Below are 17,171 nucleotides of genomic sequence, written 5' to 3' on the forward strand. Positions count from 1 at the left end.
TACCGAGGCCCAATACAGGGCGGCACGCTCGGCGGGGACGTCGACGCAGGCAGAAAGGCTCACGCCGGCGGCGCCGGATATTTCTGCGCGTTCATGACGAGTTTCTCCGTCACGGCGCGATTCAGGTCCACGCCGAGCACCGACGACAGCCGTACGAGGTACATGGCGATGTCCGCCAGCTCCTGTTCCACGTGGCGGGCTTCGCTCGATTGCATGACGGCGCCGGCTTCGGCGTCGGTTTGCCACTGGAAGATCTCGACGAGCTCCGCCACTTCGACGGACAACGCCATCGCGAGGTTCTTCGGGGTGTGGAATCGGTGCCAGTCGCGCGCGTCGGCGAACGCGTGCAGCGCCGCTTCCAGCCCGTGGGTATCGATCAGGCGGGCAGGGGCAGCATGGGGGGCGTTGGCGTCGCCCTGAGCGACGCGATTCTCGGGGGCTGCAGACATGGGGCGCAAGGGCAAAGGTGGCGCAGCGACAGGTCGCCCGGGGCGGGTGCAATGGCGCCCCGACGGAACCCGTACCGCAGGAATTCGGAGACGCGACATGAAGTCGCAGGAACGGGTTATGGTAGCGCGTTGGCGCAAGACGCGCCGTGCACCGCGAAGATGCACACCGGTGCTTCCCGAACCTTTTCGACGCCCGTTGCCTTGACCCGCATTCCGTCAGATTTCCCACCGCCCGGCGCCCTTGCCGGGACAGACACGTATCGCGTGACGCTCATGCCGTCGGGATGGCAGTTCGACGCTCCCGCCGACACGCCGGTGCTGCTTGCCGCGCAGGCTGCGGGCATCAAGCTGCCGAGCCTGTGCCGCAACGGCACCTGCCGCGCCTGCCTGTGTCAGGCGCAAACGGGCGGTGCGCCCGCGCCGGTGGCTTATCGCATCGACTGGCCGGGCCTGTCGCGCGACGAGAAGGCCGAAGGCTGGCTGCTGCCGTGCTGCGCTTACGCCCGCGGCGAGCTCGTGATCGATGCGTCCGATGCCGCGCGTGTCGCGCTTTGATAAACTTGCCGCTATCTGACGCTCGCGCCAGAGCGTCATAACCGTTTCAGGATCAGGAAAGCCGAATGGCACAGTACGTTTTCAGCATGAACCGCGTGGGCAAGATCGTGCCGCCCAAGCGCCATATCCTCAAGGACATCTCCCTGTCGTTCTTCCCGGGCGCCAAGATCGGCGTGCTGGGCCTGAACGGCTCGGGCAAGTCGACCCTGCTCAAGATCATGGCGGGCGTGGACAAGGAGATCGAAGGCGAAGCGATCCCGATGGCGAACCTGAACATCGGTTACCTGCCGCAGGAGCCGCAACTCGATCCCGAGCAGACGGTGCGTGAGGCCGTGGAAGGCGGCATGGGCGAAGTGATGGAAGCCCGCACGAAGCTCGACGAGATCTACGCCGCCTACGCCGAGCCGGATGCCGACTTCGACGCCCTGGCCGCAGAACAGGCCAAGTACGAAGCGATCCTCGCCGCGAGCGACGGCAACAACATCGAGCAAACGCTGGAAGTGGCCGCCGACGCGCTGCGTCTGCCGGCATGGGACGCCAAGATCGGCGTGCTCTCCGGCGGTGAAAAGCGTCGCGTGGCGCTGGCGCGTCTGCTGCTCTCGAAGCCGGACATGCTGCTGCTCGACGAACCGACCAACCACCTCGACGCCGAATCCGTCGACTGGCTCGAGCAGTTCCTCACGCGCTTCCCCGGCACTGTGGTGGCCGTCACCCACGATCGCTACTTCCTCGACAACGCCGCCGAGTGGATTCTCGAACTCGACCGCGGTCACGGCATTCCCTGGAAGGGCAACTACAGCTCGTGGCTCGACCAGAAGGAGCAACGCCTGAAGCAGGAAGAGTCGAGCGAGTCGGCCCGTCAGAAGGCGCTCAAGAAGGAACTGGAGTGGGTGCGTCAGAACCCGAAGGGTCGTCAGGCGAAGTCGAAGGCGCGTCTTGCCCGTTTCGACGAACTGAACAGCCAGGAATACCAGAAGCGCAACGAAACCCAGGAAATCTTCATCCCGGTGGGTGAGCGCCTGGGTAACGAGGTCGTCGAGTTCAAGAACGTGTCGAAGGCCTTCGGCGATCGCTTGCTGATCGACGATCTGAGCTTCCAGGTGCCCCCGGGCGCGATCGTCGGCATCATCGGCCCGAACGGCGCCGGTAAGTCGACGTTCTTCAAGATGCTCACGGGCCGCGAGCAGCCGGACAGCGGCGAGATCAAGATCGGGCCGACGGTCAAGATGGCCTACGTCGACCAGAGCCGCGACGCGCTCGACGGCACCAAGACGGTGTTCGAAGAGATCTCGGGCGGTGCCGACGTGCTGACGGTGGGCAAGTACGAAACGCCGTCGCGCGCCTACATCGGCCGCTTCAACTTCAAGGGCTCGGACCAGCAGAAGCAGGTCGGTTCGCTCTCCGGTGGCGAGCGCGGTCGTCTGCACATGGCCAAGACGCTCATCTCCGGCGGCAACGTGCTGCTGCTCGATGAACCGTCGAACGATCTGGACGTCGAAACCCTGCGTGCACTCGAGGATGCGCTCCTCGAGTTCGCCGGTTGTGTGATGGTCATCTCGCACGATCGCTGGTTCCTCGACCGTATCGCCACGCACATCCTGGCCTTCGAAGGCGACTCGCACGTCGAGTTCTTCCCGGGCAACTATCAGGAGTACGAGGCCGACAAGAAGAAGCGCCTCGGCGAGGAGGCAGCAAAACCGAAGCGTATCCGCTACAAGCCGATCGCGCGGTAATGCAGGAAAAGGCGCCGCAAGGCGCCTTTTCTGTTTGAACGGCCGCCGGATGTGTCATTCGCAATGCGTCGTCGGCTGCCGGATAGCCAGTGTTCGACGTGCCATGTCGATGCCGTGCATCGCATGACCCGCCAATTTGACGAATCAGGAGTGTGCAAATGAGCCAGTCAGTGAATCAGTTGAATGGGAAAGTCGCCGTGGTGACGGGGGCCGCCAGCGGCATCGGCAAGGAAATTGCGTTGACGCTCGCGCGGGCGGGCGCCGCCGTGGCGATCGCCGATCTGAACCAGCAGGGCGCCGACGCGGTGGCCGAAGAGATCAAGGCCGCCGGCGGGCGTGCGATGGGCGTGGCGATGGACGTGACCAGCGAAGAAGCCGTGAACAGCGGTATCGACAAGGTGGCGCAGGCCTTCGGCTCGATCGACATCCTGATCTCGAACGCGGGCATCCAGATCGTCAATCCGATCGAGAACTACGCGTTCTCCGACTGGAAGAAGATGCAGGCCATTCACGTGGATGGCGCGTTCCTCACGACCAAGGCGGCGCTCAAGCACATGTACAAGGACGACCGCGGTGGCATCGTCATCTACATGGGCTCGGTGCACTCGCACGAAGCTTCGCCGCTGAAGTCGGCGTATGTCGCCGCCAAGCACGCGCTGCTGGGGCTGGCACGCGTGCTCGCCAAGGAAGGCGCGAAGCATAACGTGCGCTCGCACGTCATCTGTCCGGGCTTCGTGCGCACGCCGCTCGTCGACAAGCAGATTCCGGAGCAGGCCAAGGAGCTTGGTATCTCGGAAGACGACGTCATCAAGAAGGTCATGCTCGGCGGCACCGTCGATGGCGTGTTCACCACGGTCGACGACGTGGCGCAGACCGCACTCTTTCTCTGCACGTTCCCGAGCGCGGCGTTCACGGGCCAGTCGTTCGTGGTCAGCCACGGCTGGTTCATGCAGTAACGCGCAAGCGCGCAGCGTAGCGACGCGCCGGCCGCGTGCCGGCGTGGTTTTCATCGTCAGCATCAACGCGTGACAGGAGAACGGTCATGACGGCCAACCCGCCCAACGTCCCCCCCCGTGCCATCGATTTGCCGCCCTACGAGACGGTCGCGCTCGTCTTGCAAGGCGGGGGCGCGCTCGGGGCCTATCAGGCGGGCGTGTACGCCGGGCTGTCGGAGGCCGGCATCGCGCCGAACTGGATCGCGGGCATCTCCATCGGCGCGCTGAACACGGCCATCATCGCGGGCAATGCGCCCGAGCGCCGCGTGGCGCAACTCGAGGCGTTCTGGCGCACGATCTGCGAGCCGGGCGTGTTCCCGCCATTGCCGGCGCCGCTGGAAGCGGCGATCCTCAATGGTCCGGAGTCCGGGCGTGTCGCCTACAGCGCGTGGCAAGCGTGGCGCGCGCTGATCGAGGGGCAGAAGGGATTCTTCACGCCGCGCTGGCCGCAGCCGCTGCCGACCGCAATGGGCGACCCGGCGCACGCGAGCTACTACGACACCACCGCACTGCGTGGCACGCTGGAGCGCTTCGCCGATTTCGACCGTATCAATTCGCGCGAGATCCGCGTGTCCGTGGGCGCCGTCAACGTGCACACGGGGAATTTCGTCTACTTCGACAACACGCGAGAAGTGCTGCGTCCGGAGCACTTCATGGCCTCCGGCGCGTTGCCGCCGGGATTTCCCGCCGTGGAGATCGACGGCCAATTCTTCTGGGACGGCGGCCTGGTATCGAACACGCCGCTCTCGGAAGTGCTGGGCACCTCGCCGCGGCGCGACACCCTCGCGTTTCAGGTCGACTTGTGGAGTGCGCGCGGCCCGTTGCCCGACAATCTGAACGACGTCGCGGACCGGCAGAAGGACATTCAGTTTTCAAGCCGCACGCGTCTGGTGACGGACAACCTCCAGCGCGCGCAGCACTATCGCCGCGTGCTGCGCGAAGTGCTCGATCGCGTGCCGGCCGACGTGCGCGCACGCGATCCGTGGTGTCACACCGCCGAGGAGATCGCGTGCAGCAAGCGCTACAACGTGATTCAGCTCATTTACCGCAACAAAGAGTACGAAGGGCACTACAAGGACTACCAGTTCGGACTCGCTGCCATGCTCGATCACTGGGCGAGCGGTCTGGACGACGTGCGCCGCACGCTGGCGAATCCCGACTGGCTGGCCATGCCCAGCGACTCGCGTGGCTTCATCACACACGACATCCACCGTCACGAAGTCGTCTGACGACGACACCGCCTCCGACGCCAACCTATCTCCCTATCTCCCTATTCCCCGTACCACCCCTGCGGCATGCCCCCCGACACGCCGCAGGGTCCTGCGACCGGCGCTCGCGATCCGCCGGCTCTCCCTTGAGTCGATGTAGTCGCTCCCGTGGTGCCCCCTACTGCGCCAGCGCTGTCTCCAGCCGCATCTTCAACGGTTGCAGATCGAGCAGCATGGCTGTGCGCGCCGCGCCATCGGTGGTGGGCAATTCCACGGCCTCGCGCATGTCGTTGCGCATCTCGTGGGTGGCGCGCCCGAGCAGCATGGCGGGCACGGGCAGCTTGTCGGCCTCGTCGATGGTGACGATGTTCTCGATGGCGTCGACGAGCAATCCGAACTTGTCGTGGCCGTGTTCGATGACGAGGATCTTGCGTGCCTGCGCGTCGTCTTGCGGCGGCATGCCGTAGAGCGCGCGCAGATCGACGATGGTCACGATCTCGCGGCGCAGATTGAGCATGCCGCGTACGAACGGCGGCGCACCCGGCGCGGGCATGACGTCTGGCGAGTCATGGATGATCTCGCGCAACTGATCGAGACGCACCGCCAGCATGTGTTGCAGACGGAACGACACGTAGGCGTGCCGCGTGCCGCGCGACGACCTGCCAACCCGGCCGGTCGCGTCGCCCGATCCGGCGCGTTGCGCACCGTCCGCTTCGCGGTACAGCTCGCGATGGCCGCGGGTGAGATCGATCACCTGCGCATGGGTAAAGAGTTCGTCAGCGTTGAGCAGCACGATGTCGTCGGCCTGCTCGCGGGTGATGCAGCCCGAAAAGAGCTGCGCATGAGACGCACTGAACGACGGCATCGCGAGCAATTCGTCGGCGTAGTACGTCACGATGCTGTCCACTGCGTCCACCAGCAGGCCGAAATGCACGTCTTCCTGCTTGACGATCAGGATGCGGCGCGGGTCCGACGGCGTGCCGGCAACCCCGGCTTCCGGGCGGCTGGCCTGAAGCCCCAGAAAGTGCGCGAAGTCGATCACCGGCACGACAGTGCCGCGAAGGTTGAGCATGCCTACGCAAAACACACTGGCGAGCGCCGAGTTCTGCAATTCGGGAATGCGGATGATCTCGCGGATCGCGCTCATCGGCAGTGCGAGACGCGAGTGCTCGACCGTGAACGATACGCATTGCAGGCGCTGACGCTGGGCCCGCCGCTGCGGTGCGCTCAGCGCCTGACGCGCGAGCAACTGCGGCATGTTCTCGATGTGCACGAGCGCGGCCGGCGCGAGGATCTGCAGAATGCGGTCGCCGCCGTCGAGCTTGATCGCGCCCGAGACGACCTGCGGGTGCGCATGCGACGGGTCGTATTCGAAGCCCGTGCGCTGAGATCCTCGCACACGCAGGATCTCGCTCGTCGCGTCGAACAGCAGACCGACGCGCACGCCGTCCACGTCCACGATTGCGATCTTCTCCGCGACGGCGGCGGCGCTTGTCCGCCCTGCAGCGGTCATCGCGAGCAACGGTTTCAGGTCGACGATGGGAATGAGCGTGCCGCGCAGATTGAACAGGCCAAGCAGAAACGGCGGCGAGAGCGGCACCGGGGTGACGCGTTCGGGGTAGTTCACCACTTCCTGCAATGCGGCAATCGGCAGTGCGAATTCCACGTCGCCGAGGAGAAACGAGCCGAACACTTCGATGTCGTCCGGTGCCGGCGAACGCGGTGCCAGTGCGCTCGATGCGGGTACAGTGGCTGTCGCGGCAGTCGTGTCAGTCGTGGCGGCCGGTACCGGCTCGATCGGCGCCGTCACTGCCGTGCTCGTCGCCGGGTAGGTGCCACGATAGCCGCCGTAGCCTTGGTAGCCTTGATACGGCGAGACCGTCGGCGGCAGGACATTCGCGCCGGTGATGGCCTCGCGATGCAGAAACGGAAAGCCGGGTGTGCGTGCGTTCATGATTCGCGTCCCACGAGTCGGAGAGCGGGGCGGCGCGGTACGGCCGCCCCGCCGTTGGTGCCGATCACGCGCACGGCGAAGGCATGATGCGCGCAGTCGATGGTCAATTGCCGTCCCACCTCGCCGCCGACCTCGACATGGACGATCGGAATGCCCGTCTCGGCGATCAGCGCCTGCGCCATCTTGGCGTTGGCTACGCCGATCAGGCCGTGCCGGGCCGGTGGCTGGTGCGGCATCATGTTGCCGCCGCCTGCGATCACGGCTTCGATCTCGCCGCGTCGTGCGTTCTCGGCTTTCATCAGCGCGAGCAGCGACGGCACTGCCTGCGTCACGTACTTCGCGCCGATGGCGAGCGTGGGGTTCGGGGCCTCGGGCAGCAGGCAGTGTGCGAGCGCGTACAAACCGCGGGCGCGCCACATCAGGCCGATGCCGACGCAAGAGCCGAGCGTCGCACGCAGCACGTCTTCGCCGCGCCCGATCCGCACCTCGCCCATCAACACCTGAATGTCATGCGACGACCCCATTCGCGGCCCCCTGATTCCGGTAGATGAGTGGCTGCTCGAACTGATAGCCGGTGGACAGCCGGGCGAGCGATTCCGACTCGCCGACGATCAGCACGCCCTCGGGGGCGATCGTTCGGCGCACGTTCTCGAGAACGCGTTCCTGATCGGTCGTCTCGAAATAGATCAGCACGTTGCGCAGCATCACGAGATCGAACGCCTCGCGTCGTGCCATGCGTTGATACAGGTTGTGCTCGGCAAACGTGATGTGATTGCGCAAGGCGGGTACGACCGAGAACCCACCCGAGTTCGCAACGAAATACTTCGCAAGCATGGCCGGACGCTGTTGGCGCAGACCATCGATGCTGCGTCCGGCGTAGTTGCCTGCCATCGCCACGGCCAGCACCTGACTTGAGATGTCCGTCGCGTGGATCTGGTATTGGAAACTCGTGTGACGCGCGCGGAATTCCTCGCAGATCATGGCGGCGGAATACGGTTCCTCGCCGGAAGAAGCGGCCGCCGACCACATGCGGAATGTCCGCCCGGGATTCGCGGCTTGCCAGCGCGGCAGGTAATGCTGGGCGAAGTAGTCCCAGACACGCGGCGTGCGAAAGAAAGTGGTCTCGTTGGTCGTGACCAGGTTCACGAAGTTGCGCACTTCGTCGGGCGTGTTCTCGAGCAACGCGAGATAGTCGCGATAGCAACGCAGTGACAGGGTACGCAGGCGCGGGCGCAGACGGCCCTGCAACATCGTCCACTTCTTCTCGTTCATCGAGATGCCGGTGTGTCGGTGCACCGCGCGCAAAAGCGCTTGCTGCGTACCGGGATCGGCGTCGGCGTCGATTTCCGTATTGGCCATATCGGGCCCTCTTGGCGGACGTTGAGTGGAGGGCCGCCCTCGCTCGGGCAGCCCTCGGGGTGCGGCTTACACCTTGAAGCGCGATACCGTCTGGTCGAGATCTTGCGCGCCCTGATTGAGGCCGGTCGTCGCCTGTGCAATGGTCTCGCACGCGGCGGCGGATTTTTCCGTTTCTTCCGCGACGTGCTGGATTGCCAGGCTCACCTCGCGCGCCGCCACGAGCTGCTCGTCGGCGGCGCATGAGATCTCGGAGATCGCCTGCGTGGTGCGGGACACGCCGCCCACGATCTTCTCGAACGCCTCGCCCGCCTGACGCGACACCTCGCTGCCTTGCGCCACTCGCTTGGTCGATTCGTTGATGAGCTTGGAGATTTCCTTGGTGGCTTGCGACGAGCGCTCGGCGAGCTTGCGCACCTCGTCGGCCACGACCGAGAAGCCGAGGCCGTGCTCGCCCGCGCGGGCGGCCTCGATGGCGGCGTTGAAGGCGAGCAGATTGGTCTGCCCGGCGATTTCCCCGATCACTTTCACGATCTCGCTGATGTCTTCCGACGACTTGTTGATGAGTTCCATCGCTTCGACCGACCGGGCAATGGCGCGCGCACCGGTCTCGGCTTCCTGCTGCGTCGATTTGGCGAGCTGGTCGGCGCCCTTCGTGTTGTCCGCAATCGAGTTGATCGATGCCGTGAGCTCCTCGATGGATGCGTTCATCTCTTCAACCGTCGCCCCGAGCGCCTGCGCGCCGGTGGCCACGGAATTCGCCCGATCGGCAATGTCGCGCGACGCACCGGAGAATTCGCCGGCCGACTTGACGACCTTGCCGATCACGCTGCGCAGGTCGTCCATCATGTGGCGGATGCCGTCGGCCAACTGGTCGATGGGATCGGCCCCTGCGACGGCGATCTCGCCCGTCAGGTCGCCGGCGGCGGCGCGGTTCACGGTGTCGAGCAGCAACGCCACCTTGCGCTGATCCTCTTCCGCACGGCGTTTCACGCTCGCCTCGAGTTCGACCTGTTGCGTGATGTCGGTCGCAAACTTCACGATCTTGTACGGGCGCCCGTTGGCATCGAGGATCGGGTTGTACGTCGCCTGGATCCAGACTTCACGACCGCCACGCCCGACACGCTTGTAGCGCCCGGCATCGAACTCGCCCCGGTTGAGCTTCGCCCAGAACTCCTGGTAGGCCGTGCTCGCGATGTAGGTCGGGTCGCAGAACAGGCGATGGTGCTTGCCGCGAATATCGTCGATCGTGTAGCCGAGGGTCTTGAGAAAGTTGTCGTTTGCCGTGATGACCGTGCCGTCGAGATGGAATTCGATGACGGCCTGTGCCAGGTCCATCGCCTGCACCTTGCCCTCGAACTCGGCCTGACGCTGGCGATCGGCGGTCACGTCGGTGGCGAACTTGATGACCTTGTACGCCACGCCGTTCGGGTCGAACACCGGGTTGTACGAGGCGCGGATCCAGACTTCGCGCCCGCCCTTGCCGATGCGCTTGTACTCGCCGCTGTCGTACTCGCCGCGCCCGAGCTTGGCCCAGAAATCGAGATAGGCCGGCGAGCCAGAGTAGGCGGGTTCGCAGAACATGCGGTGATGTTGCCCTTGAATCTCGTCGAGCCGGTAACCCACGGTCTTGAGGAAATTCTCGTTGGCGTGCAGGATTCGCCCCTGCAAATCGAATTCGATGACGGCCTGCACGCGATTGAGCGCGGCGCTGACGGCCTGTAGTTCCTGTTGTTCCATCTGGAATTCAGGCGTGGCGATTTCCATGACCTTCTCCTGATACGCTTGCCCCGGCGCGTGTCGTGCGGCCGTCACGAAAGGGAATCTGCGCGCATTACCTTCCCCCAACGCAGTCCTCTATAGACGCGATTACGACAGCGCGGAAGTCAACTTTAGATTGGTGCCTACCCGCATGTTGTTTTTACGGTGAACAGTAAAAACGCGTGCTAATGCCCGTGGAATAAGGCTTTAAATAGAAATGAAACTCGTTTTGTGTCGACGGTGTTATAGCGTCGATACATTTCAAACGCGCAAATGAAATGGGGTATGCGTGATCGCCTGCACGGTACCGGTGCAGGAACGCATCGCGATGCGGGGGCGGATTCGGCGAAAAAAGACCTCCTCCCGCGTCTGAAACGGGAGGAGGCGGAGACTCAAAGTCGCACTCTTCGGGGCAATTGAAAGGGCGACGCTTCTGATCATGCAAACTGCGTGCCAGACAATCCATTCGCTGAAAACCCGCACCGTTGTTACCTTTGTAGATGTCGCCGGGGTGCGATGTTACGGGCCGTGTCGGTGCATGTTACGTAACAAAGTGCGACACATTCCCGTTTTGGCAACCTTCGCTTACACGGCTTACAGACGCGTGATGGGCTTCGCGCAGGGCGGACGATATAAAGAAAGCGAACGAATTTACGTTCCCTTCCTCAGGAGTCAGATCATGAAGTTAGTCGTCGCCGCATTGCTTGCCATTACTCTTGCCGGTTGCGTCGTTGTTCCGGCCCGCCCGTATTACGGAGGGTATTACGGGCACTCTTGCTGCTATCGGTATTAATACTTCATCCGATACGGGGTGAATAGGCCGTCGAAGCGTTTAATGAATTTTCATTGTTTCGCTTCAGGAAACACCGATGAAGGCCGAAGAATGGGAAGGGAGGGGAGAAGAGAATTCATATTCGTTAATGCGCATTCATGCACGGCATCATGCGCCGCGCCGACAAGTGATCGGCCATGGATGAAAAAAGCCCCGCAGAATCGAATCTGCGGGGCTTTTTATCCTGCCGGGCTTATCGGTGATGGTCCCAGCCGCGACGGTCGTGTCGGCGATCCCAGCCGCGGTCGTGGCGCCAGTGGCCCGGCGGCGGGCCGCGCCAATAACGCGGGGGCGGTCCATAGTAGACGGGCGGGGGCGGTGCCACCACCATCGGCGCCGGGGCAGCATAGACCGGCGGCGGTGCATAGACCGGCGCCGGAGCGATGATGGCCGGCCCGGGAATGCCGATGTTGACCGAAACGTCGGTGCGCGCGAATGCGCTGCCCGAAACAACCGCTGCGGCCACTCCCGTTGCGGCCGCCATCGTGATCCAGAATTTTCCTTGCATCTGTTCTCCTTGTCATCTGCGCTAGCCGGCGGTGCATGGCATCGTGTCGATGCGTTCCGGCGTGCGATCCGTGAGCACGATTTTACGGACGACACGCAGACGCCGGTGATACGGCGGCACTACAGATGTAACAAGGCGTAAAGGTGGCGGCGCATCCCCCGAATCGTGGCGATATGGGGGGCTCGATCCTGGATCGTTAGGCTAGCCAATCAATCGGCACGGCACAGGGCTTGTGCCCGCCGCAGCGTTTAGCGCCGCTCGTGGTCTCTCGGGGCGAGAAAGCTGGCGGGGCGGCGACCGCGTCGTGCCGAGGTGGCGAAGTAGGACGGGCGGCGCAGATCCTGCGTCTCGTGCGGCGAGCGCCAGTAGGGCGTGCGTGGTGTGCCGAGCAGGTCACCCGGGCGATGTGGCGAGAGCGGTGGCACCGATGCGGGCCACGCCACGTGACGCCAGCGCGCACCCGCAGGCACGACCAGGACGAGCATGACGAACACGAGCGTCACGACGGTGTAGACGACGACTGGTGAGAGGGTAGTCTCCATGACAAACTCCGGTCACGAACATGTCACACCACGGGGGAATGCGGCCTGGCGCGCAAAGTGTGGCGTTTTCACTATAGTCCATGCGGCTCGGGGCGACGCTCGGTTGCTGCCGCGCGGGTTGCAGGACTACACTACAGACGCAGTTTCCCGAATGCCGTCGCCACGTTGCGCGGCGGCCTCGCTGGCGTTTGCGCCATTCCGTTGCCCGGGGGATCGTGATGAACCAGGCCGTGCTAGACCCGAGTCCTGCCGTCGAATCCGCGGCATCCGTCACCCCTGTGGCCATCGATCACGTCGCTTACCCGAGCTACGACGCGACGCTCACGCACCGATTCTACGTCGATGTCATGGGTTTCACACTCGCGGGCGCGCAAAGTGGCATGAGCCGCCTGTGGGGCAAGCCCTACCTGCTCGTGAGCTATGAGGTCGCGCCCGGTCAGGCCCTGGCCTTCTTCAACTGCGACGGCCTCGCGCCCACTGCGCATCCCGATTCGCCCGCCACCCAGATTCATCATGTCGCGCTGCGCGTGAGCGACCGCGACGGGTTGGAGCGGTGGAAGTCTCGTCTCACCTCGCACGACGTGCCGTTCGCGGTCGAACGACATGGCGACGGCGAGCATCTCTACCTGCTCGATCCGAACGAAATCATGCTGGAGTTGTGTGTGCAGACACCGGAATCGGCGGCCGGTCAGCGGCCGGGCGCGCTCGATGCGCTGCAACGCTGGGTCGACGGCGTGCGCTAATGCATGCGGTTGCCATCGGGGCAGCGCGTCAGGCTTCGGCGTCCTTTCCGAGACCGTCCCAACTGGACGAGACGGGTGCTGCGATACCGAACAGGTCGATCACCCGGCCGACCGTGTCGTCGACCAGCGCGTCGAGCGACGCGGGGCGATTGTAGAAGGCGGGCAGCGGCGGATAGACGATCCCGCCCATTTCCGTGACGGCCGTCATGTTGCGCAGATGCGCGAGATTGAACGGCGTTTCCCGAACCATCAGCACGAGCCGGCGCCGCTCCTTGAGCGTGACGTCGGCCGCGCGTGCGATCAGATTGTCCGACAGCCCGTGCGCCACGCTCGCGAGCGTCTTCATCGAGCACGGCGCCACGACCATGCCGGCGGTGGCAAAGGAACCGCTGGCGATGTTGGCGCCGATCTCCCGCACGCTGTGGTAGTGATCGGCCAGCGCCTGCACTTCGGTGCGTTCCATGCCGAGTTCGTGACGCACCGTCAGCCAACCCGCACTCGAGACCAGCAAATGGGTCTCGACGCCGCCCATCGCGCGCAGGCGCTCGAGCAGCCGCACGCCATAGACGGCGCCGGTCGCGCCCGTAATCGCCACGACCAGCCGCGCCGGCCCGGTGTCAGCGCGCGAGACGCCTGTCGGCACGACCATCGAGATGCGCTTAGGCCAGTTCGGCGAGCACTTGCTTGAGTTCGCCGCTCTGATACATCTCCATCATGATGTCCGAGCCGCCGATGAATTCGCCCTTGATGTAGAGCTGCGGAATCGTCGGCCAGTTGGCGAATTCCTTGACGCCCTGACGAATCTCTTCGTCTTGCAGCACATCCACCGTGAACAGGTTATCGACGCCGCAGGCCTTCAGGATCTGAATCGCGCGGCCCGAGAAGCCGCACATCGGGAATTGCGCGTTGCCCTTCATGAACAGGACGACGGGATGATCGGTGACGATTTGCTGGATGCGCTGTTGGGTGGTCATGGTGAAAAGCCTGTGGAGATTGCCGGAAAGTCGGCGTATCCGGCATTTTAGCGGTTTTCCGGCGGGGCCGTCGGCGCGCTCAGACCCGTCGGCCACCCGTGGTGCGCTCGATGTCCGCCAGATCGCGCTCGGAGAACACGTCGGCGAGGCCCGCCGCCACGCACAGCGCGCGCACGTCGGCCGCCTGATGGTAGCCGTGCTCGCAGAGCAGCCAGCTGTCGGTGAGCAAGCGCGACGGCGCACCGGCCACGATGACACGCAGGGCGGCGAGGCCGTCGGCGTGGTCGGTCAGGGCGTCGACGGGCTCGAAACGCAGGTCGCCCTGCGAGAGATGCTCGTCGCCCGACACGATGTACGGCGGATTGGAGACGATGAGATCGAACGGCGGCGTTTGCGGCGGGAGTGCGTCATACCAGTCGGATTCGATGAACTGCACGCGGCCGTCCAGCCCGAGCTGGCGGGCGTTTGCCTGCGCGACGGCCAGTGCGTCAGTCGAGCGGTCGAGGGCGGTGACCTGTGCGTCCGGCCGGCTATGGGCGATGGCCAGGGCAATCGCACCGCTGCCGGTCCCCAGGTCGAGCACACGCGGCGATTGCCGCCCTTCGATGCGCGCGAGCGCCAGCTCGACGAGCAACTCCGTTTCCGGACGCGGGATGAGGACCGACGGACTGACGGTGAGCGTCAGGCCGAAGAACTCGCGCGTGCCGGTCAGATAGGCGATGGGCTCGCCCGCCACGCGACGGGCATGCAGCGTCCGGTAGACGGCGACCGTGTCCGGTGCGAGCGGCTCGCGGTCGCGGGTAATCAGTTGTGTGCGGCTCCAGCCGAGTACGTGCGAGAGCAGGATGCGCGATTCCATCGGCGGCAGCCCCGGCTCGCGCAGCAGCGACGCCACCGTCGCGCCGGCCGTGCCCTCGGCGCCCTGCGTCATCAGGCAGCCTCGCCCAGCGACGCCAGCAGTTCGGCCTGGTGCTCGGTCACGAGGGCGTTGATCATCTCGTCGAGATCGCCGTCCATGATGTACTCGAGCTTGTAGAGCGTGAGGTTGATGCGGTGGTCCGTCATCCGCCCCTGCGGGAAGTTGTACGTGCGAATGCGCTCCGAGCGGTCGCCCGAGCCGATCAGGCTCTTGCGGGTGGCGGCTTCCTTCGCCTGCTGGGCACGCAATTGCGCGTCCTTGATGCGCGCGGCAAGTACCTTGAGCGCCTTGTCCTTGTTACGGTGCTGCGAGCGATCGTCCTGACACTCGACGACGATGCCCGTGGGCAAGTGCGTGATGCGCACGGCCGAATCGGTCTTGTTCACGTGCTGGCCGCCAGCGCCCGACGCGCGGAACGTGTCGATCCGGATGTCGGCCGGATTGATCTCGACGTCGGCCACGTCGTCGGCCTCCGGCATGACGGCGACCGTGCAGGCGGACGTGTGGATACGGCCCTGCGTCTCGGTGGCGGGCACGCGCTGCACGCGATGGCCGCCCGATTCGAACTTCAGGCGCGAGTAGGCCCCCTGGCCAATCAGGCGCACGATCACTTCCTTGTAGCCGCCCAGGTCCGATTCGCTCGCCGACATGATCTCGACCTGCCAGCGCTGGCGTTCGGCATAGCGCGAGTACATGCGCAGCAGGTCGCCTGCGAAGAGCGCCGACTCGTCGCCGCCGGTACCGGCGCGAATTTCCAGATAGATGTTGCGGTCGTCGTTCGGATCGCGCGGCAGCAGCATGCGTTGCAGCGTGGCTTCCAGATCCTCCATGCGAGCGCGGGCATTCGCGGCTTCGTCTTCCGCGAATTCGCGCATCTCGGGGTCGGCGGCCATTTCCTGCGCTGCCGCAACGTCGTTCAGCGCCTGGCGGTAATGCTGGTATTGCTCGACCACCGGGGCCAGCTCGGCGTGTTCGCGCGTGAGCTTGCGGTAGTTGTCCAGATCGCGGGTAACGTCGCCCTGGCTCAATAGGCCATCAAGCTCGACCAGACGTTGCGTCAACTGGTCGAGCTTGGCTTGCATGCTCGCTTTCATCTATTTGTCGGCGGATCCCGAGGTGCGGAACAGTTCGGGAATGAGGTGAATGATTTGCTCGCGCGAATCGCCGCGCGCCGTGTTCAGCGCGTGCGTCGGGCCGTGCAGGAATTTCTTGGTGAGGGACTGGGACAGGGCTTCGAGCACGGCGGCAGGATCGTCGCCACGCGCGAGCATGCGCTGGGCACGCTCGAGTTCGGCCACGCGCATCGCCTCGGCGCTGCCGTGGATGTCGCGGATGACCGGCACGACGCTGCGCGCGTCGAGCCATTGCATGAAGTGTTGTACGCGCGTGTCGATGATCGCTTCGGCCTGCGCGACCGCAGCCTGACGCAGCGCATTGCCTTCGCGTACCACGGCGCCGAGGTCGTCGACCGTGTACAGGAAAACGTCGGCGAGACGGCCGACTTCCGGTTCGATGTCGCGCGGCACGGCCAGATCGACCATGAACATGGGCTTGTGCTTGCGTGCCTTGATCGCGCGCTCCACGGCGCCCAGGCCGATCAGCGGCAGCGTGCTCGCCGTGCAGGACACGACGATGTCGAACTCGTGCAGGCGTTGCGGCAACTCCGACAGGCGGATGGCCGTGCCGCCCAGACGCTCGGCGAGCTTCTCGCCGCGCTCGGCCGTCCGGTTGGCGATGTACAGCGCTTTCGGATTCTGCGCGGCGAAGTGTGTTGCGCACAGGTCGATCATTTCGCCCGCGCCGATGAACAGCACTTTCTGCGTGCTGATGCTCTCGAAAATGCGCTGGGCCAGACGCACCGCCGCTGCGGCCATCGATACCGAATGCGCACCGATCTCGGTCTGGCCGCGAACTTCCTTGGCCACCGCGAACGTGCGCTGGAAAAGCTGGTTCAGATACGTGCCCAGGGCGCCGGCTTCGGCGGCCGTGCGCACGGCGTCCTTCAACTGGCCGAGGATCTGCGTCTCGCCGAGCACCATCGAATCCAGGCCGCTGGCCACGCGAAACGCGTGACGCACGGCGTCGGACTGGGGCAGGGCGTACAGGTGCGGTGCGAGATCGCCGGCGGGAATGTTGTGGAACTGCGAGAGCCAGTGCACCGCGCGCTCGCGGGCGGCAGCGTCGTCGGTCACGCAGTAGATTTCCGTGCGGTTGCACGTCGACAGGATGGCCGCTTCGGGGACACTCGATCGCCCGGTCCACAGGTCCTTGAGGCCTGCCAGCGCCGGCTCGATCCGCTCGAACGGAAACGCCACCCGTTCGCGCAGCGAGACGGGCGCCGTGTGGTGGTTCAGGCCGAGAGCGAGCAGTTGCATGGTGTGGGGTATCTGATAGCCCCTGATTATAGCGCGTCGACGCGATGCCGGTTTCGCCGGCATCCCGCACGCGCGCACTGGGACAGCGTGCCCCATCATCGCGCAGACGTCCGCTTTTGACAAATGGGCGGCCCTTATACCGGGCATAGCACCCACCGGTTGCCGCATGGGCCGTCGCGAGAAATTGTTGATATATCAGTGGGTTGCCGCCGGTGTCGGCGGCTGGCGACACGGCTTGGATGTCGCCGGTGCGCGACGGGATTTCAG

17 protein-coding genes are annotated in these 17,171 nt (G+C 64.9%); 5 read left to right on the forward strand and 12 right to left on the reverse strand.

The features are described 5' to 3' along the window. Positions 1–59 precede the first annotated feature (59 nt). Positions 60–449, reverse strand: a complete 390-nt coding sequence (locus ABWO90_RS19015; RefSeq protein ID WP_353192786.1) for a nucleotide pyrophosphohydrolase — start codon at positions 447–449, stop codon at positions 60–62. 273 nt (positions 450–722) lie between these two features. Here ABWO90_RS19015 and ABWO90_RS19020 point away from each other — a divergent pair, with 273 nt between their 5' ends. The 4 genes from ABWO90_RS19020 (at position 723) to ABWO90_RS19035 (ending at position 4,961) form a co-directional block, all read left to right on the forward strand. Then, positions 723–1,004 carry a 2Fe-2S iron-sulfur cluster-binding protein gene (locus ABWO90_RS19020; RefSeq protein ID WP_353192841.1) on the forward strand — a complete coding sequence of 94 codons (282 nt, stop codon included), beginning with the start codon at positions 723–725 and terminating at the stop codon, positions 1,002–1,004. Between the two features lie 65 nt (positions 1,005–1,069). Further along, a complete protein-coding gene (gene ettA, locus ABWO90_RS19025; RefSeq protein ID WP_353192787.1) occupies positions 1,070–2,737 on the forward strand; it encodes an energy-dependent translational throttle protein EttA in 1,668 nt (555 codons plus the stop codon). 170 nt (positions 2,738–2,907) lie between these two features. Then, on the forward strand, positions 2,908–3,693 hold the full coding sequence (locus tag ABWO90_RS19030) for a 3-hydroxybutyrate dehydrogenase (RefSeq protein ID WP_353192842.1): 786 nt from the start codon (positions 2,908–2,910) through the stop codon (positions 3,691–3,693). A gap of 86 nt (positions 3,694–3,779) precedes the next feature. Beyond that, positions 3,780–4,961, forward strand: coding sequence for a DUF3734 domain-containing protein (locus ABWO90_RS19035; protein WP_353192788.1), 1,182 nt, complete (start codon positions 3,780–3,782; stop codon positions 4,959–4,961). A 157-nt stretch (positions 4,962–5,118) separates the two neighbouring features. Here ABWO90_RS19035 and ABWO90_RS19040 read toward each other — a convergent pair whose 3' ends face one another. The 6 genes from ABWO90_RS19040 to ABWO90_RS19065 form a co-directional block, all read right to left on the reverse strand. After that, on the reverse strand, positions 5,119–6,894 hold the full coding sequence (locus ABWO90_RS19040; protein ID WP_353192789.1) for a chemotaxis protein CheW: 1,776 nt from the start codon (positions 6,892–6,894) through the stop codon (positions 5,119–5,121). Further along, the gene (locus tag ABWO90_RS19045) at positions 6,891–7,418 is read right to left on the reverse strand and encodes a chemotaxis protein CheD (protein WP_353192790.1); all 528 of its coding nucleotides are present in this window, start codon (positions 7,416–7,418) and stop codon (positions 6,891–6,893) included. The genes ABWO90_RS19040 and ABWO90_RS19045 overlap by 4 nt, the downstream gene beginning before the upstream one ends. After that, positions 7,402–8,253: a CheR family methyltransferase gene (locus tag ABWO90_RS19050; RefSeq protein WP_353192791.1), complete on the reverse strand. Its 852-nt coding sequence runs from the start codon at positions 8,251–8,253 to the stop codon at positions 7,402–7,404. Before ABWO90_RS19050 ends, ABWO90_RS19045 begins: the two co-directional genes overlap by 17 nt. Before the next feature lie 66 nt (positions 8,254–8,319). Continuing rightward, entirely contained in the window at positions 8,320–10,017 is a 1,698-nt protein-coding gene (locus ABWO90_RS19055) for a methyl-accepting chemotaxis protein (RefSeq protein WP_353192792.1), read from the reverse strand. 1,019 nt (positions 10,018–11,036) lie between these two features. Beyond that, positions 11,037–11,351, reverse strand: coding sequence for a hypothetical protein (locus tag ABWO90_RS19060; protein WP_353192793.1), 315 nt, complete (start codon positions 11,349–11,351; stop codon positions 11,037–11,039). A 248-nt stretch (positions 11,352–11,599) separates the two neighbouring features. Beyond that, positions 11,600–11,893 (reverse strand): hypothetical protein, encoded by a 294-nt coding sequence (locus tag ABWO90_RS19065; protein ID WP_353192794.1) that lies wholly within the window; start codon positions 11,891–11,893, stop codon positions 11,600–11,602. A 218-nt stretch (positions 11,894–12,111) separates the two neighbouring features. Here ABWO90_RS19065 and ABWO90_RS19070 point away from each other — a divergent pair, with 218 nt between their 5' ends. Next, positions 12,112–12,636 carry a VOC family protein gene (locus ABWO90_RS19070; RefSeq protein WP_353192795.1) on the forward strand — a complete coding sequence of 175 codons (525 nt, stop codon included), beginning with the start codon at positions 12,112–12,114 and terminating at the stop codon, positions 12,634–12,636. Positions 12,637–12,664: 28 nt separating this feature from the next. Here ABWO90_RS19070 and ABWO90_RS19075 read toward each other — a convergent pair whose 3' ends face one another. The 5 genes from ABWO90_RS19075 to hemA all read right to left on the reverse strand — a co-directional run bounded on the left by ABWO90_RS19075 (position 12,665) and on the right by hemA (position 16,904). Beyond that, positions 12,665–13,285, reverse strand: coding sequence for a UbiX family flavin prenyltransferase (locus ABWO90_RS19075; protein ID WP_353192796.1), 621 nt, complete (start codon positions 13,283–13,285; stop codon positions 12,665–12,667). Positions 13,286–13,295: 10 nt separating this feature from the next. Continuing rightward, positions 13,296–13,610 (reverse strand): Grx4 family monothiol glutaredoxin, encoded by a 315-nt coding sequence (grxD, locus tag ABWO90_RS19080; RefSeq protein ID WP_353192797.1) that lies wholly within the window; start codon positions 13,608–13,610, stop codon positions 13,296–13,298. Between the two features lie 79 nt (positions 13,611–13,689). Next, entirely contained in the window at positions 13,690–14,541 is an 852-nt protein-coding gene (gene prmC / locus ABWO90_RS19085) for a peptide chain release factor N(5)-glutamine methyltransferase (protein ID WP_353192798.1), read from the reverse strand. Then, a complete protein-coding gene (prfA, locus tag ABWO90_RS19090; protein WP_353192799.1) occupies positions 14,541–15,623 on the reverse strand; it encodes a peptide chain release factor 1 in 1,083 nt (360 codons plus the stop codon). The genes prmC and prfA overlap by 1 nt, the downstream gene beginning before the upstream one ends. After that, positions 15,624–16,904, reverse strand: a complete 1,281-nt coding sequence (gene hemA, locus ABWO90_RS19095) for a glutamyl-tRNA reductase (protein WP_353192800.1) — start codon at positions 16,902–16,904, stop codon at positions 15,624–15,626. Between the last annotated feature and the right edge of the window lie 267 nt (positions 16,905–17,171).

This window comes from Pandoraea pnomenusa (assembly GCF_040391475.1).
Lineage (GTDB): Bacteria > Pseudomonadota > Gammaproteobacteria > Burkholderiales > Burkholderiaceae > Pandoraea > Pandoraea pnomenusa_C.